General features: G+C 38.7%; 16 protein-coding genes and 2 pseudogenes. 2 read left to right on the top strand and 16 right to left on the bottom strand.

The features are described from left to right. Window positions 1-11 precede the first annotated feature (11 nt). A complete protein-coding gene (mscL, locus tag HT669_RS02250) occupies window positions 12-389 on the top strand; it encodes a large conductance mechanosensitive channel protein MscL (protein ID WP_000916792.1) in 378 nt (125 codons plus the stop codon). 40 nt (window positions 390-429) lie between these two features. Here mscL and hemH read toward each other — a convergent pair whose 3' ends face one another. After that, window positions 430-1,524 (bottom strand): ferrochelatase, encoded by a 1,095-nt coding sequence (hemH, locus tag HT669_RS02245; RefSeq protein WP_023938119.1) that lies wholly within the window; start codon window positions 1,522-1,524, stop codon window positions 430-432. A 153-nt stretch (window positions 1,525-1,677) separates the two neighbouring features. Between hemH and pepT the strand changes: the two genes are divergently transcribed. Further along, window positions 1,678-2,901 (top strand): peptidase T, encoded by a 1,224-nt coding sequence (pepT, locus tag HT669_RS02240; RefSeq protein ID WP_172933615.1) that lies wholly within the window; start codon window positions 1,678-1,680, stop codon window positions 2,899-2,901. A gap of 35 nt (window positions 2,902-2,936) precedes the next feature. Here the strand turns inward: pepT and HT669_RS02235 are convergent, their stop codons facing one another. The 15 genes and pseudogenes from HT669_RS02235 to HT669_RS02165 form a co-directional block, all read right to left on the bottom strand. Then, complete coding sequence (locus HT669_RS02235; protein WP_023938121.1) at window positions 2,937-5,825, bottom strand: pneumococcal-type histidine triad protein; 2,889 nt, start codon at window positions 5,823-5,825, stop codon at window positions 2,937-2,939. Between the two features lie 316 nt (window positions 5,826-6,141). Beyond that, on the bottom strand, window positions 6,142-9,234 hold the full coding sequence (locus tag HT669_RS02230; protein ID WP_023938123.1) for a pneumococcal-type histidine triad protein: 3,093 nt from the start codon (window positions 9,232-9,234) through the stop codon (window positions 6,142-6,144). 7 nt (window positions 9,235-9,241) lie between these two features. Then, entirely contained in the window at window positions 9,242-10,159 is a 918-nt protein-coding gene (gene adcAII, locus HT669_RS02225) for a zinc-binding lipoprotein AdcAII (protein ID WP_000744536.1), read from the bottom strand. 142 nt (window positions 10,160-10,301) lie between these two features. Then, entirely contained in the window at window positions 10,302-11,693 is a 1,392-nt protein-coding gene (locus HT669_RS02220; protein WP_001020307.1) for an amino acid permease, read from the bottom strand. 123 nt (window positions 11,694-11,816) lie between these two features. Beyond that, window positions 11,817-12,374: a thiol-disulfide oxidoreductase-associated lipoprotein SdbB gene (sdbB, locus tag HT669_RS02215; RefSeq protein ID WP_000757366.1), complete on the bottom strand. Its 558-nt coding sequence runs from the start codon at window positions 12,372-12,374 to the stop codon at window positions 11,817-11,819. 11 nt (window positions 12,375-12,385) lie between these two features. After that, entirely contained in the window at window positions 12,386-13,093 is a 708-nt protein-coding gene (gene ccdA2 / locus HT669_RS02210; RefSeq protein ID WP_014017248.1) for a thiol-disulfide oxidoreductase-associated membrane protein CcdA2, read from the bottom strand. Window positions 13,094-13,323: 230 nt separating this feature from the next. Next, window positions 13,324-13,740: a transmembrane domain-containing protein gene (locus HT669_RS02205; protein WP_025170644.1), complete on the bottom strand. Its 417-nt coding sequence runs from the start codon at window positions 13,738-13,740 to the stop codon at window positions 13,324-13,326. Window positions 13,741-13,767: 27 nt separating this feature from the next. Beyond that, a pseudogene (locus HT669_RS02200) lies at window positions 13,768-13,965 on the bottom strand (hypothetical protein); the annotation flags it as partial. Window positions 13,966-15,858: 1,893 nt separating this feature from the next. Then, window positions 15,859-15,960, bottom strand: a pseudogene (locus HT669_RS11350) (YSIRK-type signal peptide-containing protein); the annotation flags it as partial. A gap of 445 nt (window positions 15,961-16,405) precedes the next feature. Continuing rightward, window positions 16,406-18,169, bottom strand: coding sequence for a glycerophosphodiester phosphodiesterase (locus tag HT669_RS02190; RefSeq protein ID WP_023941518.1), 1,764 nt, complete (start codon window positions 18,167-18,169; stop codon window positions 16,406-16,408). Between the two features lie 8 nt (window positions 18,170-18,177). Continuing rightward, complete coding sequence (locus HT669_RS02185) at window positions 18,178-18,768, bottom strand: 3'-5' exonuclease (RefSeq protein WP_000440254.1); 591 nt, start codon at window positions 18,766-18,768, stop codon at window positions 18,178-18,180. Window positions 18,769-18,865: 97 nt separating this feature from the next. Continuing rightward, window positions 18,866-19,357, bottom strand: a complete 492-nt coding sequence (gene rocS / locus HT669_RS02180) for a chromosome segregation protein RocS (RefSeq protein WP_000021242.1) — start codon at window positions 19,355-19,357, stop codon at window positions 18,866-18,868. 76 nt (window positions 19,358-19,433) lie between these two features. After that, on the bottom strand, window positions 19,434-20,126 hold the full coding sequence (locus HT669_RS02175) for a 5'-methylthioadenosine/adenosylhomocysteine nucleosidase (RefSeq protein ID WP_101514853.1): 693 nt from the start codon (window positions 20,124-20,126) through the stop codon (window positions 19,434-19,436). A 16-nt stretch (window positions 20,127-20,142) separates the two neighbouring features. Beyond that, the gene (gene macP / locus HT669_RS02170; RefSeq protein ID WP_000517865.1) at window positions 20,143-20,457 is read right to left on the bottom strand and encodes a cell wall synthase accessory phosphoprotein MacP; all 315 of its coding nucleotides are present in this window, start codon (window positions 20,455-20,457) and stop codon (window positions 20,143-20,145) included. A gap of 11 nt (window positions 20,458-20,468) precedes the next feature. After that, window positions 20,469-21,014: an NUDIX hydrolase gene (locus HT669_RS02165; RefSeq protein ID WP_100104014.1), complete on the bottom strand. Its 546-nt coding sequence runs from the start codon at window positions 21,012-21,014 to the stop codon at window positions 20,469-20,471. Between the last annotated feature and the right edge of the window lie 7 nt (window positions 21,015-21,021).

Raw genomic sequence — 21,021 nt, 5'->3', positions numbered from 1 at the left:
AGGAAAACAGTATGTTAAAAAATCTAAAATCGTTCTTGCTTCGAGGAAATGTTATTGACCTTGCTGTCGGTGTTGTCATTGCCTCTGCTTTTGGTGCTATCGTTACTTCACTTGTAAACGACATTATCACTCCTCTTATTTTAAATCCCGCTTTGAAAGCTGCTAAAGTCGAACGTATCGCTCAACTTTCTTGGCATGGAGTCGGCTATGGTAACTTTTTAAGTGCTATTATCAATTTTATCTTTGTGGGTACCGCCCTCTTCTTTATTATCAAGGGTATTGAAAAAGCACAGAAACTGACTGGTATAAAGGAAGAAAAAACTGACGAAAAAAAACCAACCGAATTGGAAGTCCTTCAAGAAATCAAAGCCCTTCTTGAGAAAAAATAATCGATTAAAAGGATCTAGCACAAAGCTAAATCCTTTTTCTTTACTCTTTGGGCAACTTGCCTGCTTTTTCTAGCATCTTCTTGATAAGATAAGGCATCTTAACATTCTCCCGCCCTTTTTTCTCAATCAGTTTTTTCACAAATTCCGGCATTTGTAAATCTTGAGATTCAGCCAAAATGTTTTTCGTCTCGTCTGAAGGAACTAACTCATCAAAGGTCTCTTCTTCTGGGAGAAATTCCTTAAACTCTTGATGTTCATTGGCTCTAACTGTATTGACCAAGGCATCAATCAAGCGAGAATCTGTATTTGGCATTGGTGGACGATGGTAGTTTACCCCAAATTCCTGACACAAGTCATAACATTCCACATCATTATCAAACAAGACTTCAATGTGCTCACTGATAAAGCTGATTGGAACAAAAATATAATGGTCTGGATGTTCTGTCTGTTCTCTGAGATACTCCAAAACATCTGGCTTAATCCATGGAATCCCAATATCACTCTCACTTTGCCAGGTATTTGTATATTGATCGGAACTCAAACCTAGTTTTTCAGCAACTAACTTGCTATTTTCGAAAATTTGATCGATATAAGGATCTCCAAAATCCAAGGCAAAAATGGGCACACTATGGGCTGAAAAGATGACTTTAAAGCTATCCTGCTTTACTTCTTCTTTTAAAATTTTAGCAATTTCATCTGCCCAATAGTTTAAAAGTGCTTCTCCCTGATACCAGTCCTTAATGACCAAAAATTGAATTTGTTTGCTTTCTAAAAATTTTTCATAGCCCATGACAGAGTAGAAAGAATAATGAGGCTCCAAAATCAAACAAATACACTGTTCAATTCCGTCTGCTTCCATTTGACCGATCACATCTGGAATAAAGGGACTGGAAAACTTATTAGCAAAGTAGACACTGTATTCATTCCCCAGCCTAGCTTCTACCAAGGCAACCTCTTGACGGGTAATTTTTTGCAGAGGCGTGCCTCCAATTCGTACATAATTATCATAGAGAGTCTGAATCTCGTGGTCTTGAGGTCTCACTCCACGACGAATATTTGTGAAAAAATCAGCTACACCTTCAAAGGTAATCTCTTCTGGCGAACCGAAGGTCATCATTAAAATTGCTTTTTTCATAATCGCTTCCTTGTGATGTTTTTATCAAGTTTATTTTATCATGAATCCACTGATAAGTAAACGCTAACATAGCAGATTGCCCTAACTTCTGTCTTTTGTTTTTCTCTTCTTTCTATGATACAATGGAAAAAATAAATTCAAAAGGAGTTTTTTATGACTTATCCAAATCTCTTGGACCGCTTCTTAACCTACGTTAAGGTCAACACGCGCTCTGATGAACACTCTACTACTACTCCAAGTACACAGAGTCAGGTTGACTTCGCAACAAATGTCCTAATTCCTGAAATGAAACGTGTTGGACTGCAAAATGTTTACTATCTACCGAATGGTTTTGCTATTGGAACCTTGCCAGCCAATGATCCATCTTTAACACGTAAGATTGGCTTCATCTCCCACATGGATACTGCTGATTTTAATGCTGAAGGAGTCAATCCACAGGTAATTGAAAACTACGATGGTGGTGTGATTGAACTTGGAAATTCTGGTTTTAAACTGGATCCAGCCGACTTCAAGAGTCTTGAGAAATATCCAGGCCAAACGCTCATTACAACTGATGGAACAACCTTGCTAGGTGCTGATGACAAGTCTGGTATTGCTGAGATTATGACAGCTATTGAATATCTGACTGCTCATCCTGAAATCAAACACTGTGAGATTCGTGTTGGTTTTGGTCCAGATGAGGAAATCGGTGTTGGTGCTAATAAATTTGATGCAGAAGATTTTGATGTGGATTTTGCCTACACTGTTGATGGTGGTCCACTAGGTGAACTTCAGTACGAGACTTTCTCAGCCGCTGGTGCTGAATTGCATTTCCAAGGCCGTAATGTCCACCCTGGTACTGCCAAAGGGCAGATGGTCAATGCCCTTCAGCTAGCAATTGATTTTCATAATCAACTTCCAGAAAATGACCGACCTGAGTTAGCTGAAGGTTACCAAGGTTTTTACCATCTAATGGATGTGACAGGTAGTGTTGAGGAGGCGCGTGCAAGCTACATCATTCGTGATTTTGAAAAAGATGCCTTTGAAGCGCGTAAAGCATCCATGCAATCTATCGCTGATAAGATGAATCAAGAACTTGGTAGCAACCGTGTCACTCTCAACTTGACAGACCAGTACTACAATATGAAAGAAGTCATTGAAAAAGATATGACTCCAATTACCGTTGCTAAAGCCGTTATGGAAGATCTAGGTATCACGCCTATTATCGAACCAATCCGGGGTGGAACAGACGGCTCTAAGATTTCCTTTATGGGAATCCCAACTCCGAATATCTTTGCAGGTGGCGAAAATATGCACGGACGTTTTGAATACGTTAGCCTTCAGACTATGGAACGTGCAGTTGATACCATCATTGGCATCGTAGCTTATAAAGGCTAAAAAGACGAGGTGGCTCAGCTACTTCGCCTTTCTGTTTATTCTACTGCTTTTTCTTGATTACCAGTGCTTGTTGTAGATTCAGTTGATCCCTTTTCTGAAGTTAATTCAGCAGGTTTAGAATCTCTTGTGTTGCTTGCTTTGTTTTCGTCGCTAGCAGTTTCGCTGTTAGATTCTGTAGTTGCGTTTGGTTGGTTCTCAGCACTGGTGTTATCACCATTTGCTTCAGCATTTCTTGCTGGACTTGTTTCTTCACTTGCGCTAGCTTTTGACTGGATTTGGTGATTCAAAACTAGAATAGCTTTTGTCAATTCAAGTAAAGCTGCTTTGTCTTTACTCTTAGCAGAAAGTTGATCTAGTAATGCATCCACTTTATCAAAGTCCTCATCAGAACCATTATTACTTTCTAAATAAGAGTGAAGCGACATGAGAATATCGTAGAGTTTTTGATAGAGTACAAGTGTCTGAGAATCTTGCTCAGCATTTTCCTTTTCTTGTTGAAGGGCGCTAGCGATACGAGTCAAAACATCTTTTACCTGACTGTTTACTTCATCCAAGTCTGCATCAGCCTTGTTTGTGGCAGCTTTTAGATTTTCTACTTCTTCTGCCAAGGATTGTCTGATTCCTTCTTCATGGATTTGTTCCAAGAGTTGATTTGCCTTGTTCAAAAGACTTTCTACTTCTTCCTTGCTGACATGATTGACATATTCTTCTTTTTTAAGATCAGGATAAAGATCTTTCAAAAATTCATAAATCGCTTGCTTAGCAGATTGGTTATCAACTTTTTCTTTATCTAAAACTGTTTCATTTACTTTTGCAGTAGCTGGCTGATTTTTCAAAGCCTCTTCTACTTCTTGTTTTGTTTGGTAAATGCTTGGGAACAGTTTATTCAAGTCCACAGCCTTACGGAAGGATTGAGATTGATATAAAGTAAAAGTCAAATTAGCTACTTTATTACGAAGCTCATCACTTAAACGACCATCGTTTACATGCTCATAGAAGTACTTGATGTATTCCACTGTTGTATCGCCAGTACGGTCATTAAAGTCTTGAAGAGCTTGAAGTTGTGATTCAACCGCTGCTAAAGCAGCCTCATCTTTAGCCAACTTAGCCTCTTGGAGTCGAACGAGAAGGTCTTTCTTAGGAAGTCCATAAGTATCTGTATCTAGCGTATTGATTTTATCAATCAAGGCCTGATATTTCTTATCTAAAGCACTTGTTTCAACAGGTTTGACACTTTCATCAATATGGATATATTGCTTATCAAAGAGGTCAAGTGTTTTTAGATAACCTGCTGTAGAGTTAGTTGCTAGTTTCTTCATATTTTCAGTAAACTGACCTAAAACTAACTCAATCTGTCTTTGTTTGATTGGATCGTCTTTATAGACGTTTCGACTTTCAGCAAGAAGTTGATCTACTTTTGCCAAGACTGCCTTCTCATCAAAAGTTCCAGGTTGATAGTTGGATTGCAGGGCTGGAATTTTGTTTTTCAAGGCTACTTCATAGCCCTTAGTTTGAACCTTGATGTAGTGATTGTGGTCTCCATGACTCATGACAAAACCTGATTCATCTTCAGCGATAATACGATTAGCATCAAATCCGTATCCATCTTCTTCATGTTTCTCATGTGAAGTTCCTGGATTGATTGGAAGAGATGGAGAAGGTGTTGCTAGACTATTGTTTGGAAGAGTCGGTTGCCCAATTTGATTTGATTTTGGAATGTAATGGAAATGATCACCATGTCTTACAATATAAGCTATAGCCGTTTCTTCAATGATATCTTTTGGATTAAAAATATAACCATCAGATACTGAAGAGAGCTCCTTACTTGTCGTTAAAGAAGAAGGATTGCTTGAAAGACTGCCTAGACTAGACACTACTTCATTAGGTTTTGCATTTGTAGAAACTGTAGAACCAGTTCCACTGATAGACACCATTCTGGCAATCTTTTCTTCTAAGGCAGAAAGCTTGCTGTAAGGAATAAAGTGGTAATGGTCGCCATGCGGAATCGCAACTCCATTTGGTGTAAGACTGATAATCTTAGCAGGGTCAAAGACCAGGCCATCTGATTCACTGTAACGTTGGGCGCTAGGTGAATCATAGAGTTCCTTCAAAAGACTCTGGAGATTTTCAGATTTATTTGCTGGCTTGCTAGTTGATCCTTTTGCTACAGATTGCGTATTATTGTCACTAGCTGTTGAAGAATAGCTTAACTGACTCGGTTGCATATTTTTTCCAGCCAGATGTGCTTTAGCTGCTGCTAATTCACTAGCAGATAAATCGCTTTTGGGAATGTAGTGATAGTGACCTCCATGAGGAACGATATAAGCATTACCCGTATCTTCGATAATATCAGCTGGATTAAAGACATAGCCATCATTTGTCGTATATCGTCCCTGAGACCTTGCTACAGCAACATCAGAGCTGACCTTCTCCTTATCTTTGACATGTTCTTGTTTTTGACGATTGATTTCATCTTTGGTTCGAACATTATCAGCATGAGCTACATCTTTCAGGTAGACATAATATTTTCCATCGACCTTGATGATACAACCATCCTTGACTTCATTGACAATATCAGCGTCTTTAAGTTGATAGTTTGGATCCTTCATCAAGAGTTCTTCACTAAAGAGGGCATCATAAGGAACTTTCCCATTATAGTAATGATAGTAGTCACCGTGTGACGTTACATAGCCCTGACCTGTAATTTTGATTACAATTTGCTCAGCCTGAATTCCTTCTTTCTGGCTAACCTGGTCTGGTGTCAAGTTTTCACTTTTCTGACTTGACTGGCTGCCATCCACATAAGAGACACGATTATTGTCCTTATTTTCCTGCGAACGATGCTGGTTTTGTCCATAGGCACATAGACTCAAGGATACGATAACAGCTGATCCAGCTGCTATATATTTTTTACTGAATTTCATAAATCCCTCATTTCAATAAATGATGAAACTTTTTCTTAACTTCTTTTTTCTCGGTTAAACAATTTTTCTAAACCGCTTATTTAACCATTTAATTAACCAGTAAATAGTTTACTATTTAAAATTATAGAGAAATGAAATAAGAATAGGACAAATTGATCAGGACAGTCAAATCAATTTCTAACAATATTTTAGAAGTCAAGGTGTACTATTCTAGATTCAATCTATTATACTTCTGTCAAGTTTCTGTTACTTTCTTCTAAAAAAGAGAAGCAACACGAAAGGTTACTTCTCCATAAAATATGCTTCATTCTTTTTACTACTGTATAGGAGTCGGTTGACTCTCTTTTAACAAAGCCAAGAGCCTATCTAATTCTGCTGAAATAGTGTTACTGTCTTTCGTTCCGAAAAGAAGACTGCTGTTTAGACCAGACAATGTCTCCATAGCATTTTGGCGAGTACGAGAATCTGTTACTTTTTCTAGCAAGGTCTCCGCCTCTGCTATCTTAACGTCAATAACAGAACGCTCTACTTGTGGAACTTCATCCTCATCTGTAGTATCTTCAGCTTCTTCCTCTGTCTCTTCCGCATCAGTGCTTGGTCTATAAAGATTATCTGCTGAAGGATTTAAACCAGCGTGATTCTCTTTTTCATCAGATTCAGAATGAGTTGGCTCACTTACTTCATCATGTTCCTTATCTTCATCAGGTTTACCGTTTTGGTCTGCCTTATTTTTACGAACATGGTCGCTAGCATTACCCCAACCATTATCTGAATGAGGACGTTGGTCAGGATGTTCAACGTAGTATTTCACTGTCGCAAATAAATCTTCTAAGGTATAGCCTTCAGGAGCTGAGTAAAGTCCTTCATCAAACCATGCAAACTTAAGGTTATGATAGTGATCAAAGTGAGGAATTATAAAGTGACCATTTTGTACAGCTACAGTATACTGTAAATGATTCGGTATTTTTTCTAATGGTACCTTTTTCTCAGCTTTTACGCGGTTATAGATAGCTTCTGTCCCTGTTGCCTCTGGTTTTGCTTCTGTTGCTTCAGTAGAATTTGGAGCTTGTAAGCCTTTTTCTTTAGCATAAGCCTGAGCTGCTGCTCTTTCAGCTTCAGATAAGCTGTCTTTTTTAATCCAGTGGCTATGGTTCAAGTGTGGAGTGACGTAGGCATTTCCTTCATCACTTTCAATATCATGCTCATCAAAGATATAGCCATCCTCTGTTGTATATTTACCTGCTAATTTCGCTAATTTAATTTCATCGTCTGTATAGGCAATTTGAGCATTTGGTTTGCCAAGTCGCTCTGGATGGGTAATTGGTGCTAGGAATGCCAATAAATCATCTACCAATTTTACTTTATTAGAAGATTCATCATTCAAGCGCTCTGCTAATTTGTCTAAAGTTTGGAAATCAGAAACGCGACCTTTATTTTCAGACAAGGCTTTATGAGCCTGGGTTAACAGATTGTAGGCTTTATCATAAAATTCTTGGTCACGAGAAGCGACATTTTCTTTTTTAGCAACTAGAGCATGTGTCTCTTGAGTTTTCTTAGACAAGAGATTTTCAATAGCATCAATCTTATCCTTAGCCAAGTCTTTAGCAAAAACATAGTGACTGACACCAGCAATTTCCACAACATATCCTTCCCCAACTTTTCTAACAACCTGTTCTACTGTAAAATCAGTTTGTTTTTTCTCAGTTGATGGTTGAGCTTGCGGTTTTGGTGCTGGTTTCAAATAATTCATTCCCGGCAAGACTGCACCATTTTGTCCCTTAATAGCTATCATACGAGCCAATTTTTCTTCCAAAGGTGACATTTGTGAATAAGGGATAAAGTGATAATGGTCTCCGTGCGGTACAGCAACACCATTAGCTGTACGATTTGTTATTTGTGCCGGGTCAAATACTAGTCCATCCGATTCTACATGGCGTTCTGATAAGGGTTTAGCATACAATTCACGTAAAAGGCTTGGAATGTCTTCCCCTTGATTTTGATGATAAGTTGGAGTGACAGTCAAATTGTGGTTCTCTGACAAGCTTGGTTGAGCTGGATTTGCATTATGACTAGAACTTGAAGAAGGACGAGACCCCTGCTTCCCATTCCAATAGGCTTGGGCTGCAGCCAATTCTCCTGCAGACAAATCACTCTTAGGAATATAGTGAAAATGATTTCCATGCGGTACAACAAAAGCGTCACCTGTATCTTCAATCACATCTGTTGGACTAAAGACATACCCATCATCCGTTGTATAGGCTCCTCCAGTTGCTCTATTCGGTGCCTGCGTATTGAGATTAAAGTTTGCTTTAATGGCTGAACTTGGTTTCGCAGGACTGCTTGGTTTCGTATTATCAGAATGCTTTTGAACTGGCTGACCTCCAATTGGTAGATTTCGAGCCAATTTTTCTTCCAAGGCAGACATTTGCGAATAAGGAATGAAATGGAAATGATCTCCGTGAGGTACTGCCACACCATTTGCAGTACGTTTTGTAATCTGTGCTGGGTCAAATACTAATCCATCAGACTCCACATGACGTTGGCTAAGTGGCAAAGCGTACAATTCTTGAAGGAGACTAGCTAAATCCTCATTTTGACTCTCAGGAGTTGTTGTAAGATTTTGAGGAGTTTCAGATGGACTCGTTCTCACACTAGATCTTGTTTCTCCCCTGCTAGAACGATATTCAACCGTACTTAATTGACCGCCTTTTCCAGATAAGAAGGCTTGGGCAGCAGCTAATTCACTGGCAGACAAATCACTCTTAGGAATATAGTGGAAGTGATTGCCATGAGGAACAATATAGGCATCGCCTGTATCTTCAATGATATCAGAGGCATTAAAGATATAACCATCATCCGTTGTATAACGTCCTTGGGCTCTGGCTGCAACTACCGCCTGATTGTTTGAACCGCCACCGTGATTACTACTATGTTCCTGCTTCTGACGTTTAATCTCTTCTTTTGTCCGAATATTATCCGCATGGGCCGCATCTTTAAGGTAAACATAGTATTTACCGTTTACCTTAATGACATAACCACCCTTGATTTCATTGACAATGTCTGAATCCTTCAACTGATAATTCGAATCTTTCATGAGGAGCTCTTCACTGATGATGGCATCATAAGGAACCTTGCCATTATAGTAATGATAATGGTCTCCATGAGAAGTCACATAACCTTGATCCGTAATCTTGATAACAATTTGTTCAGCATTGATTCCCTCTCTCTTACTGACTTCATCTGGTGTTAAGTTCTCTGCCTTTTGACCAGCCTGATTACCATCTATATAAGCAACTCGATTAGACTCTTTCTTAGCCTGACCAGCTTGGTAACGACCAAGTTCATAGGAACAAACACTTAGGGCAAGAACTGCCACTGAACCTGCTAGATATTTTTTATTGATTTTCATTTTTTCCTCACTTTAATTCTTCTGCTAGAACACTTATATTTTCTTCAAGATTTTCTAAATAGGTCTTGTCATTTTGTGGGTCTGCCTCTAAAGGATTCAGAGTTTTAAGACCTACACCTGTTGATTTGACAAGAGTTTCAGCTACTTTTGAAGAAGCGTTACTTTCTGTAAAAATCGTTTTAACCTTATAGGTTTTAACAAATTCCTGAATTTCTGTTAGTTGTCTTGGACTTGGTTCTTGTTCCGGAGAGATACCTGCAATACCAAGTTGATTGAGTCCAAATCGCTTAGCTAAATAAGAAAAGGCTGTATGTTGTGTTACAAATGTTTTCTGAGTCGCTTTTTCAAATTTAGGCTGGAATTTCTTAGTCAATTCTTGAGCTTTTTTGATAAAGGCTTGCGCATTTTTTTGGTAAGTTTCTTTATGCTCACTATCCGCCTCCGAAAGCTTATCAGCGATAATCTGAGCTTCTTCGCCAGCTTTTTCAGGATCTAGCCAAGTGTGAGGGTCATAGAGCGTTTTTTCATCAACTCCATCCCCTGCTTCTACATCTTCTAGCCCTGGGACGCGGTCTAAAGTCATTCCCTCTGAAGCCTCTAAAACCTTCACTTTGGATTTTTTTAGATTGGGATCTAAACTTCCTGCCCAAGATTCGAGCGTATGTGAATGGTAAACAAAGACATCTGCATCATAGATGGCTGCGATATCATTTGCCGAAGGTTCAAAGGAGTGAATCCCACTACTTGACTGAATCATCCGAACATCATTCAAGTCACCAGATACTTCCTTAACCATAGCATAGATAGGATAAAAACTGGTCACAATTTTCATCCCCTTTCCTGTCTGACTTTCCTTTTGACTACAGGCTCCTAGCAATAAAAGAAAGACACTTAACAAGACTAAAAATAAATTTTGTTTCTTCATGAACAACTCCTTAACTGTTTAATTAACTAGTAAACATTCTACTCCTAAAAACTTAATCTGTCAAGATATTTTTAGAAAAAATTTGAAATTTCTTTCACATATAAAAATCTGCTGAGTTTCAACAACTCAACAGACTTTTACTTTATTCTTCTATGGTAGAATGCTTATAGCCATAAGTGAAGTAAATAATACTTCCTACTAACAAGGCAACTAGGAAAGCAATCCAAGTTTCCATATTATACTGTAACATAAAGGATAAACAAATGATGATTGATAAAATCGGTAACAGGGGTACCAAGGGTGTTTTAAATTCCCCAGCTTTTGGCATCCCTTTTTCTTTCCGTAAGCGAATCAGGCCGTAAGCCAGCATGATTAAGTAGGCCAAGGTACAAATGTTTAAGAAGGCTGCAATACTAGCTAGCGGGAAGATTCCTGCTGCTACTGCTGAAGCTAGACCTGTTAAAATAGTAGCATTCTTTGGTACCTTGCTAGTCTTCGTTAGTTCTTTAAAGGCGGCAGGCATTAAGCCATCGCGCGCTAAACTGTAAATCATACGCGATAGGGCATAGGTCATCGAGATACAAACTGTAATCAAGGTCAAGATAGCCACTAATGACACATAGTTGGCTGCCCAACTGATCCCAACGCTACGAAGGGCAAAGGCAACGGCATCATTGACATTTAAATGACTATAGTGAACCACACCAGTCAAAACAAGCGTCACCAAGGCATAGAGAATGGTTACGATAGAAAGCGATAAGACAATCCCTCTAGGAATATTTTTTTGAGGAGTCTTGACCTCATCTACAGCCATAGAGATGGATTCAAATCCCAAAAAACCGAAGAACATCAAGGAGGCACCAGCCATAATACCAGTACTAGCACCATAGATTTGTCCAAAACCATAAGGAGCAAAATTACTCCAATTATCAAGTTTGATATGCCAAATTCCTACTAAAACAAAGAGAGCTAAAGCCGAGAATTTCAAAATAACTAGAATAGAATTAAAGCGTAAGGCTGCTTTAGCATTGAGTAAAACAAGCGAGGTCACCAAGACCAAGACAAGAATAGGCAATAAATCAACAAATGTCCCTGCTTGAGGATTAAAGGTACCATTTAAAGGCTGAGGAAGGGCTATCCCGTATTGAGAGAGCAAGCCTTTAAAATAAGCTGCCCAACCCGAAGCTACGCCTGATATGGCTGTCATGAACTCCATCATGGTTAACCAACCAGCCAACCAGGCTGGGAATTCTCCTAAAATAGCATAGAGATAACTGTAGGCACCACCTGTAGCAGGTACTCGTGAAGCAAATTCTGCAAAAAAGAGGGCTGATAATCCCACACACAAGGCAGAAATGACGATTGAAATCACTAGGGCTGGACCAGCAAGTGTGGCAGCTGCAGTACCTGTAATTGTAAAGATGCCTGTCCCTACCATGGCTCCGATACCCAGCAAAATCAAATCCCATAACTTCAAATGCCTGTGCATCTCCGTTTTATCCAAACTTACATTCTTTGTTCTAAATATATTCATATTTCTTCTCCAAATAAAATGATGATTCTATTTTACCATAAATATAGGAGATTTGTGACTATTTATAAAATATTTTTCTAAAAAAAAATCTGACTACATCTTGTAATCAGATTTTTATCGATTCTAGTTCATTTCTTTAAATGCTGCTTCTGCATCCGCATTACTGATAGCACCAAATTGAATCTTTCCAATCTTTCCTTGACTATCAATTAGGTATTCTGTAGGAATGCTTCGAATTTGATAAGCTTGGAAGGTTGTTGCTTTAGTATCATAAAGAACTGGGATATCTTTATATCCTTGTTCTTGGAACCATTGTGGGAATTGATTAACAGTTTTTTCACCTTGAATTCCTGGTGCAATGACAGTAAGAATTTCAAAATCGCGATCTGGTTTTGCAGCTAATTCCATCAACTCAGGCATACTTTTCTTACATGGACCACACCAGGAAGCCCAAAACTTCAAGTAAACCTTTTTACCCTTAAAATCAGATAACTTGACTTCTTTACCATCCATGGATTGCAAGGTGAAGTCTGGAGCATCTTTCCCAACAGCAATTTGCTGTACAGGCGTTTCTTGTTTTGGCTGTTGTGGGGCTTGAGTTTTTTTAGTTTCTTCCTCACCACAGGCTATCAATACAACTAATGACAAGAGACTTAAGCCAGCAAACATTACTTTTTTCATCATTTTCTCCTTTATTCAAAAATTCCAGCTAGAACATTTACTTGTCCTAATAGTAACAAAATTCCCATTAAAATAATGAGGAAACCACCAATTTTCTTCATTAGCATCATATGACGTTTGATTTTACTAAAATAAGGCATGACTAGACCTGAAGCTAGAGCCAAGACCAAGAAAGGAAGAGCCATCCCCAGAGTGTAAATAAGAGTATAGATAGCACCTTGCCAAGCTCCATTGCCTCCAGAAGCCGCAAGCGCTAAAACAGAACTTAAAACTGGACCAATACAAGGCGTCCAACCAAAGCTAAAGGTAATACCGAGTAAAAAGGCTGACCAATAACGATTGGCTTCTGATTTCTTAAAAGTAAAGCTTTTTTGAACCTCTAATTTCTTAAAATGAAAAATTTCCATCTGGTGAAGTCCCAAAATGATAATAATTGTTCCCATAACATATCGAAACCAATTTGCATAGAGAATATGACCAAAGTAACCAGCACCAAAGCCTAGAATAAAGAAAATGAGTGAAATACCTGCGATAAAGCAAAGTGTTCGAATCAAGCCTGACCAGAGAACCTTTCTCCCAAATAAAGAAAAGCTTTTTGCGCTTTCCTGATCATCCAATAAAATCCCAGCATAGACTGGCAGAAGAGGAAAAATACAGGGAGAAAAGAAGGACAAGACCCCTGCTAAAAAAACGGAAATTGAAAATACTATCGTTTCCAATAAAGAACCAACTTTCTTAAGATTTCTAATCCTATTTTACTATATTCAATTTCATTTGTATGCTTTCTGCTACGCAAAATCGTATCGGGCACTACTGGACCAATCTTTTCTTTTGCTAGTCAAGGCGGATCTTATCCCCCAAAATAGCCAAAAAGCAACGACAAGGGTTACTCGTCGCTGCTTTTGTGAACGAAAATGTCTTTTAGATCTGACATTTCATAAATCAAGTTTTACTTGAGTTTGGCAAGGATTACTTTAAGCTCCTCTACTAGTTTAGCTTCTGTCTCTGCTGAGCCATTTTCCTCTTTCACGAAATCAAGGGTTTCTTGGAGAAGGTTTTGGGCTTTAGCAAGGACTTTTTTATCTACTTTTTCTGCATCTAGCTGTCCAAGAACTTTTGTCAATTCCGTGCTTAATTGCTGGATTTCTGACTCTTTCTTACGGCGAACCAACCAGAAGGCAATCACACCTAGAAGGGCGAGTAGACCGACTACAATCACTCCTGCTGGAACTGAGTTTGTTTCAGTCATCTTATCTGAATCCTTACTATCTTCCGTTCCTTGTTTGGCATCTTTCTTGTCCTGTGCAGGCTTGCTGTCGCTAGCATTTGCTTTCACATCTTTGAGAGAGTCCAAGGCAGCCTTCACAGACTCTACTGCAGTACGTAGACCTTGCTCTGTCAAGGCACTATCTTCCAGAGCTTTTTGAGCATCTAGGAGGACCGCCTTGGCTGCATCGATTTTCGGATTAGATACTGTTGCCAAAGCTTTCAAGCGTTGGTCTAACTCTTGAGTCAAGGCACGAAGTTCAGACTTGTCAACTTGCTCTTGAGCTGGAGCTTGCGTGCTCGTTGAGCTAACTGAAGGACTTGCTGCCGCTCTAGGTGCTTGAGTCGGAGCTGGAGCAGGACTTGCAGGTTGACCCGAAGCAGTTGGTTGAGACGGTTGTGGAGCTGGCTCAGATGGAGCTGTTGGAGTCTCAGTAGCTCCTTGGTCTGGCTGAGTAGGAGTAGATGGTTGCGATGTTACGTTATACGAATCGGGAATTGGATAATATCGTTTTGATGGCAAGCTGACTGGTGTTGAAGAAGCACTAACTTCACTATTACCATGTTTAGCTGTCGCACTTACTTGAGTTCCTGCACTAGCCGCATTATGGGAAATTGTAACAACACCACTTACTCCATCAATGCTGACACCTGATTTTGTTGGTGTTAGGCTCCAGCTTGACCCTGATTTCGTAGCTACAACTTTGTCGCTTCCAATGCTAATTTCTACATGGTCTGCATTCGCACTTGGTGTTACCGTTACATTGGCATTCGCTTCGCTAGAGGCAACTGTTGGTTTTTCAGGTGTTGCTTCTTTAGCTACTGGTGCTGTCGCTCTTCTTTCATCACTAAACCAGGAACCACGTTCTCGTGGATTACCATCGTTTACGTTATTATTTACTTCGATAACAGTGAGTGCTCTAAATTTATCTGTTCCTATCTTATTAACTCCAGACTTATAATCAGACTGGGTAATAGTAATTTGGCGTGCAGAACCATCCCCATCATTATTAGGAGATATATCTTTAGAGGCAAGTATATTATAACCTTCCGGATAAGCTAATCCATCCGTACTCCCTCCATAATTAGAAATATCCGAACCTCCGGTTACCAAATATACTTTCATCTTTGCGCCATTAGGTAATTTAGGAACATAAGGAATTGTCACATCAATATTAGGTTTTTCATTAGCTTTACCTGCTAAGCTCGGGACACTTGCATCTGTACTATCATTTGGTGTATTAATAGTCGGCTTCTGAAAAGGGAGATAGTATCCAAATTGTGTCGTCTGACTACCGCTTGAAGTAGTTACTGTTACATTCAATAAATACTGACCCCTGCGCGGAGTAATTCCGTCGAAAGTCAAAGATGCTTCACTCCCATTGACAGAAGATTCGACCTTTAACCCCATGTTTTCATGACCAGTTACAGATATGCTAGTAATTTTCTCATGATTTGATTTAGCACTAATTTTCAAAATATTACCAAATACTCTATCTCCACCTGGTACTACTAGTATATTAGAAACTTCTATTTGTTTACGTACTGCATTCCATCTCCCAATTGTTAATCCTGCTATATTCCGTCTTTTTCTTACATGAACTCCTCTTTCCTCAGAATTTTCCTCACTATCATTTTTTGACATCATCACTTGATTACCATCTAGTAACTTGTGAGCTTTTTCGACAAGTTCTCCAGAAATCTTTCCGTCGTCTGAAAGTCCTAACTTTTCGTTGATAGTATCTGCTAAGTTTTTAAAAGCTGCTGCCGACTCAGGATTGGATTCTTTCAATCTTTTAGATGCATCTATCAATTTATCATATAACTGATCCCCATCTTCTTCTTGAGATTGATCTATCTTATCTTCTCTATTAGCTTCTTCTTTGATAATTGAGGATTTTTCTTCCAACTCTGGTTGTACTTCTTTTTTATCTTTTTCTACCTCGGACACAGTAGATAATTCACCAGATACAGGTTTAACTACACCATCAACTTTTTCATCACCTTTATTCTCTACTGTTGACTCAGCTTTTCCTTCACCATCTTTAGCTTGGCTGTCTTGCTCTTCTTTATCTGTCTCTTGAGTTTTTGGTTTATCCCCTTCTTGTTCTACGTTAAGATTTTGATTGCTTGTATCTGATGGCGGTAAGACAGATGGATTCCCAGTGTTGCCATTTCCATCCTGACTGACCACTTCTGTATTTACTTCCGCCGCCTGGACTTCTGTCGCTGGATTAGCTATAAAAAAGACAGACCCTAGCAAGACTGAGACTGCTCCAATTGAAAACTTGCATATAGAAAAGCGTTGGCGCTCATTCATTTTAAACTGTTTCATGGTTTTTTACCTTTCTTTCTACCCTGTCTTTGCTCCTCTAGCCATGGTCATGCAGGCATCAACTCGCAATAAAAACAGGAAAACATGACCTTTTTTCATCTTAAACAAATGACAAAAAGCCCAGTGTTTACTAATACTTCATTATATCAACTTAGTTCCCTTCCTTCAACCTCACTTTGTTTTAGAAAATCGATGATTATATATATATGCATGTTGCTTATTTTAAAGGATTTAGAGGCTCCTTATTTGAAAATTTAGTATATTTTTCGTTATTTTCAGAAATTTTAAATTTATATGACATTCAAAAGAAGCTGTTCGTCTTGCTATCTATCGCCAGCAAGAACTATCCTAGACTCAGCAAATAAAAAAACAGGCTCTCCGAAAAATACTTACCTATCACGGAAGGAATAGTTGTTCCTCTTTTTTATTACTAAAATTCAAAGAATTCCAATGCTTTTTTCAAGAGCAAATCCGTATATTCTGGATCTTCTTGGGCTACTTCTATTTCCCGCTGAACTTTTTCCAAATCATCTGTAATCACTCCATCTACTCCTAAGTGAAGAGATTTGCTGATAGCTTCTGAATCATTGACAGTCCAGACATAAAGTTTCTGATCCGTTGTCCATAGTTTGCTTACAAAATATTCATCCAAGGTTGAGTACTCCATAGTATATCCTGTCGCTCTTGTTTTAGGAAAGACAGAATTGTAGGGCATGATGAAATAAACTGGCAGTTCGGCATCATACTGTCTTACTTTTTCGACAACATGGTAGTCTAAAGACTGGATTTGATGTCCATAAATCTTGAGCTTTGCAGCATAACGGGCTAAAAAGTGGTTCATCATGTCTGGACTATCTTTTTTACTGGTTTTAATTTCAATTAGTAATTTTTGACCAAGTTCGTTGGCTCGACTGAGATAATCTTCAAAGCTTGAAATTTTAGTCTGGTAGCCATTTTCAAAAATATCAATCCCTTTAAGCTCCTCCAAGTTTAAGTCTTGAGGACTTTTATTGATACCTGCTAGATTTTTCAAGTTAGCATCATGCATCATGACAAACTGCCCATCTTTTGTTTCCTGCACGTCCGTCTCCACCAAGTCTGGTTTGAGTTGTGCTGTAGTTTCCAAGGACTCTACTGTATTTTGAATCCCATTTGCATTGGAAACCCCTCGGTGAGAAATAAGTTGAGGTAGATGAACCATGGGAGCCTCCAGATAAATATAACCTTCTAAGGCAAAGAAAAGACTGGCACAAGTCATGACACCCCATCGCACGATGTGATCTTTTTCTCTCCTAGGAAGCATATCCAGCTCCTTTCCTGTCAAAAATGAAACAAATTTAACCAAAAAATAAGTCAGAGCCATATAATAGAGATTTTTAATCATGACAAAATTCAAAATACCAAGAATCAGAGACTCTCTCTGAGTGATATCATCTACCAAAGTTTGAGCCAATAATAAAGGAATCAAAGGAAGATAAAATAATAAATGTGCTTTGAGCAAGATGTAAAATAAATTCCAAGCATAAAAAGTAACTCTCTTCTTGGTTTTCTCCAAGCTAAACATCACTGATTCTCGAACAGTCAGCTGATCATATACAATCTTCGGAAGGGCAAACATCAATCTGACAGAGACATAGAGAAAGATAAGAGATAGAAGTAGGATGCTCAACCACCACATCCAATATTTATCTTCTAAATAAGCTTGGATAAACTCTGGAATGACGATTTTATTAAGATAATAAATCTTCAGCATTTTCCGTATAAAAGGAAAAAGCATAGCTATATAGAAAAAGATAAACAAGGCTTTAGCGCAAGTTAGCTTTTTCATAAATCCAAAACTTTCATGGAAAACCTTGCGGATATACTCAATTAGCCTTCGCTTTTCATGATAGAGGAGATGACGAGCACCAATAAAGAGGAGTCCTATTTGAAAATAAGCAACCAGAAGATTAATTACAATCAAGGCTAAAAAAGCTAGACTAATCAATGGAGAATGAGTAAGGATGGCTAAGACATTGTTATAGGAAATAAAAAGATAACCTGTCTGATCTAATAAGAAGCTAGCCAACCATGAATTGAATGGTACCCACAAATACTCCACTATCATAAAAATCAAGAAAAATAGAAAGAGGATTTTATCAAGATTGAGGTAAATCTGTTTAAGACCCAATTTTTTAGGTTTTTCAGGTTTCATAGGCACTCCTAGTCAAATAATTGAGACAAGTCCAAGCCACCAAAAGGATTGTTTGATAAGCTACTTTCTGTCTCTAACAATTCCCTAGCTTGATCCGACTCTAAGAAGGATTCGTAAACACGCGCCGTCATCCGAGCATCCTCTAAACTATTATGAGACTGACCTTGAAATCCAAGAAATGAGGCAACAGTTTGCAATTTGAGATTGGCAATACCATGTAAATCTGAACTCCGACGTTCAAAAGCTTCATCATACAAATCCACCTTGTACTGTTGGCTATAGTCTAAACCATGCTCTGCTAAAATAGGTAAATCACTTTTAGCAGCATTGTAGCCTATCATCAGCAAAGAACCCACAAACTCTTGGAATTCTTCTAAGACTTTCTCAACTGGAGGAGCATCTTTTAAGGTCTCAGCTGTAATCCCGGTCAAACCATTGATAAAGCTTTTTAGAGGGACACTGGTATGAACATAGGAATCATAAGCATCGATTTCCCGACCATCTCTAAAACGCACTGCCGATACTTGAATCAAGTGTGTTTGTCCTTCGTGCTGATTAAATTCTAAATCAAAAGCAATGTAATCTTCTAATCGTTCCATTCTGTACCTCTCCTCTACTGTCTCTATTCTAATCAACTATACTATTCACAAACAAAAGAAGCCATCAGGTTAGCATGTAACCTAAACAGCTCCTTGATTATCCTCCAAATAAACGAGCAAAAAAGCCTTTCTTAGTGGATTGGACTTCTTCTTTTGCTTGGTCCAGCTCTAGCTTAAGATTTTCTTGATCCTTCATAGCTTGAAGGGTCAATTGTTGCTGCTGATCCAGTTGTTTGTCTTTCTCAGCAATCTGACGGTCTTTGATACGCATCTGCTCGTCTTTTTCTGATAACTGACGATCCTTGGCTTTTAATTGTTCATAAAGACGAAGAATTTCTGCATTCTTCTCATCAACCAGAATCTCCATCAGTTCACGTTGCTTGACATCTTCACTGACAGGCTCATCTTCAAAAATCGTTTTTTTATAGATTTCTTCTAGCTTAATCAAGCCACTTCTGGTAACGACTGTTACCCCTTTGTCATTTTTATCTGTGTCTTCTTCTGGTAATTCTTTGACACGGTTATTGATTGCTTGGCGAGATAATCCTAAGACCTCTGCAATCTCACTGACGGTCATTTCAATACTCATAATATCCTCTGAAACGTTTTCTAGCTTTTCTTTACTTAAATCTTATCATAAGCTAGAAAAACTGTCAAATTTTCGCTTAATTTAAGGCCTTCAAAAAGGCTAATAAGACTTGGGCAGAGCGACGTCCAGCTTCGATAATAAACTCATCAAAAGAGATGTTTGCTTCATTGTTGGCATTGTCACTCATAGCTCGGATAACTAAAACTGGGAGATTAAGGGCATGCGATGCCTGAGCAATAGCTGCTCCTTCCATCTCAACTGCTAAAACTTCTGGGAAATGAGACTTAATCGCTTCTATCTTATCATTTCCTGCAACAAAACTATCTCCTGTAGCAATCAAACCAAGATACCAGTTCTGGTCCAATTGAGATAAACTCTCTTGGATTTTGGCAACAAAGGTTTTATCTGATTCGAAATAAAGCGGTTGTTGCGCCATTTGTCCATAAGCATAGCCAAAAGCTGTGACATCCACATCATGATAGGCTAATTTGTCAGCAATCACGACATCCCCAACAGCGATACCCTCTGCTACTGCTCCAGCAGATCCCGTGTTAATCAAAGCATCCACTTGAAAATGATCAGCCAAAATCGCCACACTCATAGCAGACATGACCTTACCAATTCCACTTTCTACAAGAACGACTTCATGCGAGGCAATGCTTCCTGTATGATAGGTATTCCCCAAAACAACTTGCTCTTGGGCATTGTCTAAATGCTGGACTAAATAAGCCAGTTCTTCTGGCATAGCTGCAATAATTCCTATTTTCATTTCAATTCCTTTTCTATTACAACAGTTTCATTGCTAAGACAAGCAAAATCAAGAGAAAGATGACTGCAAATAAGATTTTATTCAGTTTAGAATTGAAGACATTTCTCTTGGTGTTTTCAATGCGACGGCTTTTATGAATAGACGGTTCGACCTGAATCTTCAAGGTTTCCTGGCTAAAACCATGATCCTTAGGATTGGCATAACCAAAACGGGAAGAAGAGGTTGGTAAAATTTTTGTCTCCTCATTATCATCTAGCAAAGGAGGACCTGAAATTTTTTCGCCTCTATTAGCCCTTTCAATCATTTCATCCGTTAATAAAGGTTTACCCATATTGACCTCCTCTATTTTTTGTGCAATTCCCAATATTGAACAGCCATAATTGTCTTGGCATCACAGATATGACCTGATTGGATCAATTCCTTGGCTTCTTCTAAGTTCACTTCAAGGACTTCCAAGGTCTCATCGTCATCTTGGGGACGCGGATTTTCTACCCTTGTCAAATCGCTGGCTATGTATAGTTTTAACTTTTCATTACAAAAGCCAATGGCTGAGTAAAAATCGTACAAGAGTTCTAACTTCCCTGTATAAGCTGTTTCTTCCTCTAATTCACGCAGAGCTGCTGCCACAGGGTCTGTATTTTCTCCTACTTCCAATTTTCCTGCTGGAATTTCGTAAGAGACTGCCTCAATGGCTTTGCGGTACTGCTTGACCAAGATGAGTTTTTGTTCATCCGTTACCGCTAAAACACAGACAGCTCCATTGTGGAAAATCAAATCCCGTTGGGCAGTTCCCTTACCTTCTGGTAATTCAACCTGATCTTGGACCAGTTTAAATATTGGTCCTTGATAGATTTCTTTTCGGCTAAGCGTTTTTTCTTCAAATTCCATGATAGGC

Origin of the sequence: Streptococcus sp. 2100, from assembly GCF_013276335.1 — a bacterium.
Lineage (GTDB): Bacteria > Bacillota > Bacilli > Lactobacillales > Streptococcaceae > Streptococcus > Streptococcus pseudopneumoniae.
The sequence above is the reverse complement of the archived record's forward strand: the minus strand, read 5'-3'. Positions and strand labels throughout refer to the sequence as shown.